Origin of the sequence: Luteitalea sp. TBR-22 (assembly GCF_016865485.1) — a bacterium.
Classification (GTDB): Bacteria; Acidobacteriota; Vicinamibacteria; order Vicinamibacterales; family Vicinamibacteraceae; genus Luteitalea.
This window is the reverse complement of the sequence record NZ_AP024452.1, coordinates 3,025,193-3,038,182: the sequence shown is the minus strand read 5'-3', so window position 1 is coordinate 3,038,182 and position 12,990 is coordinate 3,025,193. Positions and strand designations below refer to the sequence as shown.

General features: G+C 70.6%; 10 protein-coding genes. 4 read left to right on the top strand and 6 right to left on the bottom strand.

Translation table 11 applies throughout. From position 1 onward, the window contains the following. Positions 1-44 precede the first annotated feature (44 nt). The 4 genes from TBR22_RS12485 to TBR22_RS12470 are packed head-to-tail and all read right to left on the bottom strand — an operon-like array spanning position 45 to position 5,516. The gene (locus tag TBR22_RS12485; RefSeq protein ID WP_239493320.1) at positions 45-2,042 is read right to left on the bottom strand and encodes a hypothetical protein; all 1,998 of its coding nucleotides are present in this window, start codon (positions 2,040-2,042) and stop codon (positions 45-47) included. Further along, positions 2,039-3,274, bottom strand: a complete 1,236-nt coding sequence (locus TBR22_RS12480) for a glycosyltransferase family 4 protein (RefSeq protein WP_239493319.1) — start codon at positions 3,272-3,274, stop codon at positions 2,039-2,041. Before TBR22_RS12480 ends, TBR22_RS12485 begins: the two co-directional genes overlap by 4 nt. Beyond that, positions 3,271-4,263 (bottom strand): NAD(P)-dependent oxidoreductase, encoded by a 993-nt coding sequence (locus TBR22_RS12475; RefSeq protein ID WP_239493318.1) that lies wholly within the window; start codon positions 4,261-4,263, stop codon positions 3,271-3,273. The genes TBR22_RS12480 and TBR22_RS12475 overlap by 4 nt, the downstream gene beginning before the upstream one ends. Beyond that, positions 4,260-5,516, bottom strand: a complete 1,257-nt coding sequence (locus TBR22_RS12470) for a glycosyltransferase (RefSeq protein WP_239493317.1) — start codon at positions 5,514-5,516, stop codon at positions 4,260-4,262. The genes TBR22_RS12475 and TBR22_RS12470 overlap by 4 nt, the downstream gene beginning before the upstream one ends. A 235-nt stretch (positions 5,517-5,751) precedes the next feature. Here TBR22_RS12470 and TBR22_RS12465 point away from each other — a divergent pair, with 235 nt between their 5' ends. From TBR22_RS12465 to TBR22_RS12450, 4 genes are all read left to right on the top strand, one after another. Continuing rightward, the gene (locus tag TBR22_RS12465) at positions 5,752-6,750 is read left to right on the top strand and encodes a lysylphosphatidylglycerol synthase transmembrane domain-containing protein (protein ID WP_239493316.1); all 999 of its coding nucleotides are present in this window, start codon (positions 5,752-5,754) and stop codon (positions 6,748-6,750) included. 49 nt (positions 6,751-6,799) lie between these two features. Further along, the gene (locus TBR22_RS12460) at positions 6,800-8,071 is read left to right on the top strand and encodes a hypothetical protein (RefSeq protein ID WP_239493315.1); all 1,272 of its coding nucleotides are present in this window, start codon (positions 6,800-6,802) and stop codon (positions 8,069-8,071) included. Positions 8,072-8,277: 206 nt separating this feature from the next. Then, on the top strand, positions 8,278-9,048 hold the full coding sequence (locus tag TBR22_RS12455; RefSeq protein ID WP_239493314.1) for a hypothetical protein: 771 nt from the start codon (positions 8,278-8,280) through the stop codon (positions 9,046-9,048). Positions 9,049-9,079: 31 nt separating this feature from the next. Further along, positions 9,080-9,964: a hypothetical protein gene (locus TBR22_RS12450; RefSeq protein ID WP_239493313.1), complete on the top strand. Its 885-nt coding sequence runs from the start codon at positions 9,080-9,082 to the stop codon at positions 9,962-9,964. A gap of 263 nt (positions 9,965-10,227) precedes the next feature. Here the strand turns inward: TBR22_RS12450 and TBR22_RS12445 are convergent, their stop codons facing one another. Together TBR22_RS12445 and TBR22_RS12440 are read right to left on the bottom strand one after the other, a co-directional pair. After that, entirely contained in the window at positions 10,228-12,321 is a 2,094-nt protein-coding gene (locus tag TBR22_RS12445) for a hypothetical protein (RefSeq protein ID WP_239493312.1), read from the bottom strand. Beyond that, the gene (locus TBR22_RS12440; RefSeq protein WP_239493311.1) at positions 12,318-12,827 is read right to left on the bottom strand and encodes a hypothetical protein; all 510 of its coding nucleotides are present in this window, start codon (positions 12,825-12,827) and stop codon (positions 12,318-12,320) included. Before TBR22_RS12440 ends, TBR22_RS12445 begins: the two co-directional genes overlap by 4 nt. Positions 12,828-12,990 lie beyond the last annotated feature (163 nt).

Genomic DNA, 12,990 nt, shown 5'->3' with positions numbered 1-12,990 from the left:
GCCGAATGCAGGAAGGTCGCAGGGCCGAGGCATCCCACCGCCGCTCATCTCGCAGGCGGCGGTGGCGCAGGCGGCGGCTGATACCGATCGTCGCGGTACAGCGGGCGAATCCGGATGCGCGCGCCGAGGAAGCGTCGGTCGTTCACGCCCTCGTCGAAGAGCGGGATGAAGCCTTCGCTTGCCGAGATGGAGATCGCGTACACGCGGTTGAGCGGCTGCCCGGGGATCGCCTTGTACGGGAACCCCTCGGGCATCCGGACCTTCACCACCTGGCCGCTCCTGGCGCCCGGGGCCACCTGCACCCGCTCCGCGCCCGTGTCGATGCGCACGACGGGCGCCGCCGCGCCGGTGGCGATCTCGATTTCGAGCGCGTCGATGGCCAACGACGTGAAGGCGCCGTCGGGATGCGGCCGGGCAGGCGCCCGCAGGATGATGTCGGCGCGCGACTCGCCGCGCACCCAGAACCACTCGCCCTCGCGGTTGTAGGCGTTGTCGTCGAGGAAGTAGGCCTGCACGGGCGGGTCGCCGGCCAGCGGCTGCTTGGCCCGCGACGGCGTCACGTTCACCGGGATGTCGTTGACGAGCGAGAGCTCGATCGGCAGCCACCGGAAGGCGCCGTACTTGGGGTGGGTCGCGGGGTTGAACGACGTGTAGAACGGGTTGGCGATCAACTGCGCGGTGAACAGCCCGCCCACCAGCGCCGCGGCGACGGCGGTGCGCACGGTGATGGCCGCCGGCACGAGGAAGAGGAACAGCGCGTAGTAGCCCAGGAAATAGCGGTTGCCGATCGGCCCGCCGCCGCCCGAGTACGTGAAGGGCATGTAGATCAGCAACGCCACGGACGCCAGGGCGAGCGCCAGGAGCACCAACCACTGGAACGGCTCGCGTCGATCGCGGCCGGCGAGCAGGAAGAGCCCGAGCGTCAGCATGCCCGGGAAGAAGTACGGCACCAGCCCGGTGTGACGCCCGAACAGGAAGTACACGACGTTGTGCCGCAGCACGGTGGTCAACGCGTCGCGGTTGAAGATGACGTCGGTGAGCAGCCCGTCGGTGGCCCGCACGATGCCGGTGGTGCCGAAGGTCGCTTCGGGCGACTGGAACGGGAAGCGTCCGTAGAACGTCGCCCGGTCGGCGCCGCCCCCCTGGTAGTTCATGTCGCCGCTGCTGATCCCGTTGACCAGGAACAGGCCGCCGGTCGCGGCCACGAAGGCGAGGCTGACGAGGGCGACGCGCCACCACTGCCGGCGCAGCAGCGCGAGCCACAGCACCGGCGCCGCGGCCAGCACGTTGAGGGGCTTGGAGAACGTGGCGATGCCGAGCAGGGCGCAGGCGATGACGTCGGACCACGGACCACGCAGCAGGCGTCCCCAGCCGTCCAGCCAGGTGCCGGTCGGCACGGCCGTCGGCGCGACTTCCTTGTAGGCCCAGAAGAAGAGCCCGAGCAGCACCAGCGCGAGGTTGAACAGCTCCGGCGTGAGCCACACGAAGTAGACCGGCGCGGCCGAGGCAAACAGGAACGCCACCGCGTAGGCGAGCGCCGCGGCCGATGACGACCGGGCGCGGACGAACGCATACACCGCGCCGAAGCACGCGGTGAGCAGCAGCGCGTGCAGCACGAGGAAGCCGTTGGTGCCGGCCAGCGCGATGAACGGCGCAGCGAAGAGCGGGTAGATGAACGACTTGCCGTAGTAGAGGCGATCGACGCGCGGGTCGGGCCCCTTCACCCACGCCACGAACGGCGGACGTGCCTGCAACTCGAGGTGCACGCTGCGTCCGCGCTTGAGGAAGATGCCCTCCGGGCCGCTGGGAAACTCGCGGTAGACCCGCACCAGGTCGCGGCGCTGGAACTGCAGGTCCCAGTCGCTGGCCAGGCTGTGGCCGATGCTGTAGTAGGTCGCCTCGTCGCTCTGGAATCCGAAGGCGACGACCGGGAACTTGACCGTCAGCGCGAAGCCGAGCAGCAGCACGCCGAGGATCAGCGTCGCAACGGCACCGGGATCGCTCCACACGCGCCCGAGCCGGGCGGCCCGGGGCACGTTCACGCCCGGCCCCCCGGGGCGCCGACGCCGATTGCCGGCGACGGCGGTCCGCTGTCGAGGAACGAGAGGTCCTCGCGCAACAGTCCCTGGCGCCTGGTCGGCCTCGACACCCGCGCCATCAACTCGTACAGGCGCTCCATCTTGCGAACGTAGGCCGCGATGTCGTAGCGGCGGCTGGTGCGCTGCGCCTCGGCGCCGAGGGCGGCGCGCCGCGCCGGGTCGCGTTCGAGGGCGACGACCGCATCGGCGATGGCCCGTCCGTCCTCCTTGGGCACGATGACCGCGTCGACCTGGTCACGCAGGATGTCGCGCAGCCCGTCGGCATCTGTCGAGACGATCGGCTTGCCCATCGCCAGCGCCTCGAACGAGGTGAGCGGCGTCCCTTCCCACAGCGACGGGAACACCACCAGGTCGTAGGCCGAGAGCACGGCCGCCACGTCGCGCTGGAAGCCGAGGAAGTGCAGACGATCGGTGATGCCGAGACTGCGCGCCTGCGCCTCGAGCTCGTCGCGCAACTCGCCTTCCCCGGCGATGTAGACGTGCGCCTCGGGGATCTGCTCGACGATCGGCCTGACGGCCTCCACCAGGTACCGGTTGCCCTTGGCCGGCATCAGCCGCGTGACCGTGCCGACGGCAAACGTTCCCGGCGCGATGCCGAGCGCGGCGCGTGCCGCCGCGATCTCCTGCGGACTGCGCGTGCGCCCGAACTCGTCGAGCGGCGCGCCGAGGTAGACGACCTTCATCTTCTCGGCCGGGATCTTGCGGGCCCGCACGGTGAACTCCGCGGTCGAGGCCGAGACCGCGATCGCCAGGTCCGTGTACGGGGCCAGGAGCGAGTCGGCCACCTGCTGGAACCACGGCGTCGTCGTGTGGTTGGCGTGCTCGTGCAGCAGCACCGCGGTGCCGCGCATCGCCGCGGCGATGCGGCCGAACGTCGTCGCGCCGTAGCCGTGCAGGTGCAGCACCTGCGTGCCCTTGCGATCCATGACCTTCAGGAGCGCGGTGAGCGTGGCGGGGTCGAACTTGCCCTTGTGCAGGTACGTGACGTCGATCCCGAACTGCTCGAGGGTGTCCTCGGAGGTGTCCTTCTTGCGCAGGCTCACCAACGACACGTCGAAGCGGCTGGCGTCGAAGCGCGGCAGCGTCCAGGCGAACAGGCGCTTGACGCCGTGCATCCGCGACCCGGTCCACCCGAGGTGGTCGCACACGTGCAGCACCGAAATCTTCTCGCTCACAACAGGCCCTGGGCGCGATACCACGCGATGGTGCGCCGGATGCCCTCCGGCAGGTCGACGGCCGGGGCGAAGCCCAGCTCCGTGCGGGCGCGCGTGATGTCGAAGGCGCGACTCTTCGTGTAGAAGTCCACCCGCCGACGGTACAGCGGCGGCTGCACCCGCAACGGGATGCACACGGCCTCGCAAGCCGCGCCGGCCAGCCAGAACGGCCACACCGGCAGGTGGAACGGCAGCGGCGCCACCTTCAGTTCGGCGGCGATCATCGCCACCAGCTCGTTCATCGTCGTGTAGCGCGGCCCGCCCAGGATGTACGTGCGGCCAGCCGCCGCCGGCACCTCGCCGCACAACCGGAATCCTTCACAGAGATCGTCGATGTAGGTGAGGTGATAGAAGACCTCGCCCGACCCCAGCACCGGGAACCGGCGGCGCGAGATGCCACGGAACATCTTGAGGAAGCGCAGGTCGCCGGGTCCGTAGATGCCGATCGGCCGCGCCACGACCACCTCGAGGCCGCCCTTGCGGCCCTCGAGCGTGGCCAGGCGCTCCCCTTCCAGCTTCGTTTCCTGGTAGACGTCGCCCGGGTTGAACGGCGCATCCTCGTTGGCCGGCGGGTTGGCCACGTGCCCGTGGACGCCGCCGGTGCTGCAGTGCACCACGCGGCGGGCGCCGGCCTGCCGCGCGCCGTCGATCACGTGCTGCACCCCCTGCACGTTGATGGCGCGATACGCGCTGTCGGGCTGGCCTGCTTCGCGGTACGTGGCGGCGATGTGGTAGACCACCTCGACCCCACGACACGCCGCGGCGACGGCCGCCGCATCGGTGAGATCGCCCTCGACGATCTCGACGCCAGCCTCCCGCAGCGACGCGACCTCCGGCCGCGCAAGGCTCTTCGCGCGCACGAACCCCCGCACCGCGACGCCGCGATGTCGCAGGTGGCGGGCCAGATGCCCGCCGGTGAACCCCGTGACGCCGGTGACCAGCGCCGTCACCGCGGCTCCTGTCCCGGCGCGGCCGGCGCACCGGTCACCGGGACCGTCCCGGCACCGCGCATCGAGGCCAGGAGCATCGCATAGGCGCGCCGCGTCCGGGTGAGGTACGACTCGCGGCTGTAGCGCTCGTCGGCGAGGCGCTGCGCCCCGGCGGCGACGCGCGCCGCCTCGGCCCGGTCGGCGAGCACCCGGGCGAGCCCGTCGGCCAGCGACGCGGCCGTCGGCTCCACGAGCACGGCCGACTCCGACGACAGCACCTGCGTGTGGGTGCGCAGGTTGGTGGCCACGATGGGGCGTCCCGATCGCAGGTACGAGTAGATCTTCAGCGGCGTGTTGGTGCCCGAGATCCGTGGGGACACCAGGACGTCGCAGGCGTCGACGAAGTGCGGGATCTCGGCGGGCGGCCGCTGGCCGGTCAGGACCAGCGGAGCGCCGACCGCCCTGGCCCGCGCCTCGAGCGCCGCGACCTGCTCGGGCGCGCCACCGACGACGAGCACGGCGGCGCCGGGGACGCGCGCCTTGAGGGCGACGCTCGCGTCGAGCAGGAGGTCGAGTCCCTGGTACTGCTCGAACGTGCCGGTGTACAACGCCACCGGTTGGCTGGCAGACAGGCCCCACCGGGCCCGTACGGCCTCCCGGCCGGGTCCCGGCGCCGGGTCGACGTCGCCCCCCATCACGTTCTCGATGAGCACGGCGCGGTCGCCGACGCCCATCTCGTGCACGGTGTCCTGCAACTCCTGGCAGATGGTGATCACCACCTGCGAGCCGCGGACCATGTAGTCCTCGGCCCGCTCGAACCCCCACCGCAACGCCTTCGACCGCGAATAGCGGAAGTTGTTGAGCTGCTGCGGCAGGCTCGAGTGCATGTCGTACAGGTGCGGCACCTTGAGCCGGCGCCCGAGCCACACGCCGAGCACGCCCATCTCCTCATGGGAGTGGATGGCGTCGTAGCGCTGCCCGCCGAAGAAGGCGACCCGCAGGATGGTGAGCGTGAGGCAGGCGTCGAGCACGATCTTGGTGAACGACGGCCCGATGGCCACCTTCCTGATGAACGGCGGCCGCCAGCACCTGATGATCCGGAGGTTGGGCAGGTCGACGTCGCGGCCGACCGGATAGGTGACCAGGTCGACGTGATGACCGTCCTCGACCAGGGCCTTGATGCGGTGGTACTCGCTGAACGGCGTGCCACGCGGCTCGAAGAACGGCTCCGGCGCGAGCATCAGGATTCGGAGCGGCGTGGCTGGGGGCGTCACGGTTCCAGGAAGGCGACCGGTCGCGGCGGTACCCCCGACGGGGGGCATCCGGCGCGGCCAAGCTCTCAAGTATAGACCAGCGGCTGACCTGCCGCGGCCGCCGCGGTCGTCGCGGCGCTCGGCCCGGCTGGCCCTCAGGAGGGTCGCGCGCGCCTGCGCCTAGACCCACTCCCGGGGCCATGGTACCGTCTCTCCCCTTGGGCCGCCGAAGCGGGGGCCCGGCCTGCCTCACTCCATGTCGCCCATCTCCGGTGGCGTGCGTCGCGCGTCCTCCTTCGCCCTCAAACTCAGCATCAGTGTCGGCTTGCTGGCGGTGTTGTTCCGCCAGACCGACGTGGGCGCCGTCGCCGCCCGGCTGCGGCAGGTCGAACCGGGCTGGATTGCGCTCGCCCTCCTCGTGCAGGCCGTGCTGCTGCTCGTGAGCGGATGGCGCTGGCGGCGGCTGCTGGTCACCCAGCACGTGGACGCGACGACCTGGCAGCTGACGCTCTCCTGCCTGGTGGCCAATTTCTTCAACAACTTCCTCCCCAGCAACATCGGCGGCGACTTCGTGCGGATCGCCGACACGGCCGGCGCGGCCGGGTCGCGGACCGTGGCGACGGCCGTCGTGCTGCTCGACCGCGTCCTCGGCCTGATCGCGCTGTTCGCCGTGGCGGCGTGCGGGTCCTTGCTCCTCCGTCACGCGCTGCCAGGTACCGGCTACCTCTGGATCCTGCTCATCGGCGGGGCCCTCGCGGCGGCCATCGTGGTGTCGCAACCGGCCCTGGTCACGCGTGGCCTGCGCCCACTCGCCCGCCTGCGGGAGGACTGGGTGACCGAGCGGCTGGGCCGGCTCGAGACAATGCTGGCCAAGGCGGGGGGCGACCGGGCCAGCCTGCTGCAGGCGTTCGGCGGCGCGCTCGTGGTCCAGGGGTTGGTCGTGGTGTTCTACGTGTGCGTGGCCCGCGGCCTGCACATCGACCTGCCGCTCCGCGACGCCATGGTCATCGTGCCGGTCAGCCTGGTGATCCAGCTCGCGCCGGTCTCCATCAACGGGTTCGGCGTGCGCGAAGCCGTCTTTTCCTACCTGTTCCGCATGCTGGGCCACCCGGTGGACGCCGGCCTCGCCCTGTCGATCGCCGGCGCGGCCCTGCTCATCCTCGCCTCGCTCCCCGGCGGCCTGATTTTTCTGCTGCGCAAGGAAGGACTGATGGTGCCCCCGCCATCGTCCGATATGCCTGAAGAGGAGGTGTAGTCCGCCGCACGGACGTGGCGGTCCTCCTTCGAACGAGCGAGGACGCTTCATGAGACCGACCCGAACCCTGATGCTCACGACGTGGATGGCCGCCGGCCTCGCGCTCGTGGGATGTGAATCGAGCAAGAGCCGCAATCCGCTCAGCCCGACGGTGGCCGGCCCGATCGCCGGCGTGACGATCACCGCCCCCAAGCCCCTCGAGCCGGTCAACAACCAGGAGTTGACGGCCGGCAGCACCCTGACCCTCCTCATCGAGAACGCCACCACGAGCGGTGAGCGCCCCATCTGGCTGCAGGTGGAGATCGCCACCGACACGGCGTTCCAGAACAAGGTCCACAGCGCCGACAAGGTCACGCCCGGCACCGGCGGCCGCACGACCTACACCGTGCCGGTCACGCTGCCAGCCGGCGGCGCCCGCTACTACTGGCGCGCCCGGGCACTCGACGGCGCCAACACCGGTGACTTCTCCGCCATCTCCACGTTCGTCCTGCAGGACGCCGTCGTGGTCGGCACACCGACCCCGGCCGGACCGACGGGAGGCACGACCCTGACCTCCAACGTGGCCTCGCTCACCGTCGCCAACGGCGCCGCGACCGGCCCGCTGGCCAGCCCGGTCTCCTATCGGTTCGAGCTGGCGACCGACGAGGCATTCGCCAACATGGTGGCGGTGTTGACGGTGGCGCGGACCTCCGGGACCACGACGACGGCCACGACCACGCCGCTGGCCTACAACACCGTCTACTTCTGGCGCGTGACCGCCAGCGACGGCGTGCGCACCAGCCCGGTGTCGCCGGTGGCGACCTTCCGGACGCCTGCGGCGCCCGTGGCGCCGACGCCCACGCCGAGCCCGACGCCGTCCCCGAGCCCGTCACCTTCCCCGGCGCCGTCTCCGTCTCCGTCGCCGAGCCCGTCGCCCGGTGGAGCCCGCACGCCCAATCCCGCCCCCGGCCAGCGCCTGCCGCTGCCCAACATGGCGTGGGTGGTCGAGGAGGTCGCGCGCCAGTACCCGTCGGCGCTGCGCAACTCCTGCCAGAGCAGCGGCGGCACCTGGGAGTTCATGGACCGAGTGGTCGATCGATTGCGCCAGTTCGACACGCGCTGGGGCTACAACGGCAAGCGCGGCAACACCAGCGACCCGTCGCAGGACGTCGTCGACTACAACTGGGGCTCCGAGCGCGACGAGGGGACGACCAACGTCTACATCATCGACATCATGGGCGGCCACTGCGGCTCCAACCCGACGCCGGCGTGGATCGACCAGACCGACGTGACCCTCCGCTCGGGCACGATCGGACGGTGGACCGGACGCGGCCGCTTCTGACGCACCACCGGCCGGGGGCGCCCGCCCCCGGCCATCCTTCCCGCACGGCCCGCTGAAGGTTGACAACGCTCAGCGGCTAACCAACAATCGAGTGTCCGACTCCCGGCGGACATCCTCGGCGTGGCGCCCTCGCGGGCCCGCGTCACACGTCAACACAACGGACGCCCACGAATCCGACCTGCCTTGCGGGAGATCGATACCTGTCCATGAATACACGAGCCCTCTTGATCCTCGGGCTGTTGCTGTCGCCCGCGGTGGCGTCGGCCCAGTCCTCGTCGTCTGCCGTCGAACAGCGGGTGTACATCCAGGTGGGAGGCGGCGCCCAGAGCGGGTCGCACAACCTCACCAACACTTCGACGTTCACGATTTACGGCGAGCAAGGCACCATCGCCGGCGCCCAGGAATACGGCGGCGGCGCCCTCTGGAACATCGGCGGTGGCTTCCGCGCGTGGCGCAACCTGCACCTCGCGCTGAACTTCACGCGCAACAGCGACACGATGGACACCGCCGTGACGGCGAGTGTGCCCCACCCGCTCTTCCTCAACCGGCCCCGCACCGCCAACCAGAGCATCGGCGGCCTGAAGCACGAAGAGAACGGCTTCCACCTCGCGGCGATGTGGGCGATCCCGGTCGGCGAGAACCTGCAGTTCGCCTTCGGCGGCGGCCCGTCGTTCGTGACGGTCAAGCACGACTTCGCCACCGATGCGCGCGTCGTCGAGCAGGACGCGGCGCCCAACTTCGCCACGGTGGCCATCCAGGACATCACGCTCTCGACGGCCGACAAGACGGCCGTCACGATCAACGTCGGCGCGGAACTGACGTACTTCCCGTTCGAACTCGGCGACTCGGGCAAGGTGGGAGCGACGGTGGGCTTCCGCTATGCCGGTGGCACGGTCGCCCTGCCCGGGTCGACCGGGGACGTGGACGTCAAGTACGGCGGTGCGCAGTTCTTCGGCGCCGTCCGTGTTTCCTTCTGATCCCGCGCGGACACCCAAGGACGGAACGCACATGAAGCACGCGATTCAACTCGGTCTCGTGGTCCTGCTCGCCGCCAGCGCGGCCTGCAGCAGCAACTCCAACCCCGTGTCGCCCAGCGGCACCCCCGGCTCTGGCGCCGTTGCCGCCGTGCCGGAAGGCACGCCCACGCTGAAGGCCAGCGTGCCGTCGTCGCCGGCGCCCGAGTCGGGCGCGACGACGACCCTCGGCCCGTCGAACACGATTCCCGTGACGCTGTCGGTGGCCAACGCCACGGCGACCCACGTGTCGACGGTGGCCGTGGCGCACCGCTTCCAGCTCTTCGAGGGCAGCACGCTCCTCGCCGAGCCTCTCGTGCCTGCCGGCAACGGTCGTACGAGCTGGACGGTGACCTCGCAGCTGAAGTTCGACACGACCTACACGTGGCGCGTCCGCGCCGAGTACGGCGACGCCTACGCGCAGTGGTCGCCGAACTGGACCTTCCGGACGCCGGCCGCGCCCGTGTCGGGCGCCAACCGCACGCCCGACCCGGCGCCGGGCACGCGCCTGCCGCTGCCCAACCGGTCGAACGTGGTCAACGCCGCCTTTGCGGCGCGCCCCGACCTCGTTCGCCGCTCGTGCCAGGAGCACGGTGGCACGTGGGAATTCATGGACTACCTCGTGGATGAACTCCGCAAGGAAGACAACCGCTGGGGCTACAACGGCAAGCGTGGCAACGCCAACGACCCGAGCCAGGACATCGTCGACTACCACTACGGCGCCGGGCCGAGCAACCTGAGCACGTCGGTCTACATCATCGACATCATGTTCGGCCACTGCGGCAACAGCCCGTCGCCGGCATGGATCGACCAGACGGCCGTGACCATCAACTCCGGCACCATCGGCCGCTGGATCGGCCGTGGCCGCTTCGTGAACTAGTCGTCGAACGACACACGCGCAGAAGGCAAGAGGCCGGTCGTCCCGAGTGGGGCGACCGGCCTCTTCGTGTCTGGCGGAGCGTCGGCCTTCGTCACTCGGCCGTCGGCCCTCGAGCCGCGAGCCCTGAGCCGTTCCCCTCGTTGCGGCATCACGGCATTGCGGCATTCATGAGAAGGAGTGGACCCAGCCCTCCCGGGGGCCAGGCCCACCCCTCCACGTGACCAGCGTTGCGAGGGCAACGCCGGCCCCGCCCTGCTGCGGCGCTAGCGGCGCGCCGCGACCTGCGCGCGCATCCGTCCGCTGATGGCGTACAGCGTGACGTTGCGCGTCCTGAACATGGGCACGAAGAGTTGGGGACGCGACGCCAGCAACGCCTCCAGTCGCGGATGCGCCTGCTTCTCGACGCCGCCCACCAACAACACGTCGATACGGAGGGCCTGCGCTTCCTGGAAGATCCCTTCCGGTGTCGTGCGGTCGAACATGCGCCTGATCCGCCCGCTGATCTCCTCGTAGGGGTGCAGCGGAATCATCGAGATCGGCAGCCCGCCCGACATTCGCCGCTCGGCGAAGGCCGGGATGTAGGCCCAGGTGGCCGGGTCGCGGGCGATCGGATCGACCTGCACGCGCGCGTCGAGCGGCGTCCGCTCGGCAATCCACCGCAACGCGTTCACCTCGTCGTGGCCGAGGACGAGCGTCCAGGGAAAACCCGCCGCCATCTGCCGGTTCGTGAGGTCCTGGCTGTTGTAGAGGTCGAGCACCACCGTCGGCAGCGTGGCCGTCACGAGCAGCGCGACGGTCGCAACGCCGATCGCGCTCCACCGACGCGCCGACGCGTGCAGCAGCCGCCATGCCGTCCAGCCGATCATCCCGCTCGAGAGAATCAGCAGCAGGTGGCCGGCGCGCCAGCCGACGTAGACGTCCTGGTGGTCGCGCACGTCGACGGCGTAGTAGTAGAACGCGCACACGACCAGGGCCACACCAGGGATCAGCACCCGGGTCTGACGCCTCCCGGTTCGCGCCAGCCACCATCCGCCCAAGGCCAGCAGCAGCAGGACCGGGCCGAGGCTCACCAGGGGGCCGATGAACGGATGCCGGGCCGCAATCGGATTGAGGCCGACAGTCACCAGCGGCGCGCCGTCGTCGCTCACCACATAGGACAGGGCCCGGCTCGCCCACACCGCAATGCCCAGCGGCACTGCCGCGACGGCGCCCTGCGCGATGCCGGTCGACCACGCACGGGCACGCACGATGACGACGCTGGCCACGAGCGCCAGCATCGTCGCCACCATCAGGGCCGAGAACGTGCTGATCAGCAGGCCGCACCCCAGCACGGTCGCGGCCATCGCGGCGGTGCGCACACGCGGCCGACTGCCCTGCTGCGCCATCAGCAGCAGCGCGGTGCAGGCCAGCGCGTAGCCGATCTGGTGCTGTGGCTGGTACAGCAAGAGGCGCTGCAGGCCGTCGATGGGCAAGGCCCCGAAGATCCACCGATCCACCGCATCGATGTTCAGGTAGCGCACGAGGTCCAGCGGGCGCGCCTGCCGCGCCAGGTCACTCAGTGCGATGAGTCCTTCCGGACTGGTACAGAGCACCACGGCCACGCAGCCGAGGGCAGATGGCACGGCCGCCCGCGCGAAGTGCTTGGCGAGTCCGTAGAGGAACCCGAGGAACATCGCCGCGGCGAACGCGGCATTGGCCAGCAGCAGGTGGTCGAGGCGCACCGCGCGACCGAGCGCGCGGTGTTCGAGCGCGGGAAACAGGTGCGCGAGCCAGTAGTAGTGCAGAGGCTGGTCGACGTGGTACGGGTTGCGCGGCAGCACGTCGCCCTTGCTGACCTCCGACACCACGGCCATGGCCCACACGAAATCCGCGGTGAAGTACGCGCGATAGGCGCGCCCTTCCGGCAGGTCGCGGCCGACCTGCGAGTAGGGGCGGGCGACGACCGCCGGCACCAGTAGCAGCACCAGCGCGACGGCAACGACGTCGCGGCGGTCAAACCGGGGCACCACCAGCCGCGTCCCCAGCGAGGGCGTCGCGGCGGCGAGCACGCACGCGACCAGTGGCGCGGCGACCAGCCACCATGCCGAGTGCCACCCGGGTAACCAGACCGCGAGCAGCACGAGGCTGCTCAGCGCAAAGCCGAGGGGCGGGCCGAGCAGCAGGGCCAACGGCCACGGCTGCCGCGTGTCGCGGTAGGCGCGGCGCAGGGCGATCACCCCGGGCGTGACCCACCAGAGGCCGACGGCCAGGAGCCAGAGCACCCGCCACGACGCGACGCACAGCCAGGCCGTGCCAAGCACCCCCACTGTTGCCGCGCCGATGGTGAGCCGGCGGGTGGCGGGCGACTGCGCGCTCACGCGCGACGCCTCCGGGTCGCACCGCCGTCGTTCCGTTCGACGACGACAATGGAGCGTTCGTGGAAGCGGAGTGTGCTGTCGCGCCGCCAGTCCCGGAGGACCGTCCGGAAGGCCCGATACCGGACGGCTTCGTCAGGCGTGAGCAGGCCGCTCTCGAGCCTGTCGAGCACCGCGAGTTCGAGCGTCTCGATGGTGCGGCCCGGGGCGAACGCAAGGAAGGCCCTGCCCTGGCCCAGCGGCACCAGAGACACGTGCGGCAGGCCGGCGAACACGTCCTGTCGGACGACGATCAGGAACTGCCGGGGGCCAATCGGCAACAGCTCGGCGTCGGGCGGGTCGGCTGGCGTTCCGCGTCGTCCCTCGGTGGCCAGGTCGAGCAGCTTGACGATGGCCCAGCCGAGGTCGGGATCGATCGCCTCGAGTTCGGCGATGGCGTCTTCGGGCAGCGTGAGTGCCACAAGACTGGCAGGCTTGCCGAACTTGGGGGGGCGACCCCGTGGAGGCATGCCGCATTTTCATCGACATAAACGCCGGTTTCAACCGAATTTTTTGTAGTTAATTCTCGGGATCCGAATCCCCTGTTCGTCGGGGACGGAAGCCCTCCCGAATCGCCGGGAGGGCGCGATCCCGGCCGGGGCGGCTGGCGGGCGCCTGCTATGATCCGGCGCC

Excerpts from the sequence above, each read along its gene's own strand:
- TBR22_RS12450 (WP_239493313.1), top strand. The coding sequence starts at position 9,080 with ATGAAGCACGCGATTCAACTCGGTCTCGTGGTCCTGCTCGCCGCCAGC.
- TBR22_RS12460 (WP_239493315.1), top strand. The coding sequence starts at position 6,800 with ATGAGACCGACCCGAACCCTGATGCTCACGACGTGGATGGCCGCCGGC.
- TBR22_RS12465 (WP_239493316.1), top strand. The coding sequence starts at position 5,752 with ATGTCGCCCATCTCCGGTGGCGTGCGTCGCGCGTCCTCCTTCGCCCTC.
- TBR22_RS12455 (WP_239493314.1), top strand. The coding sequence starts at position 8,278 with ATGAATACACGAGCCCTCTTGATCCTCGGGCTGTTGCTGTCGCCCGCG.
- TBR22_RS12440 (WP_239493311.1), bottom strand. The coding sequence starts at position 12,827 with ATGCCTCCACGGGGTCGCCCCCCCAAGTTCGGCAAGCCTGCCAGTCTT.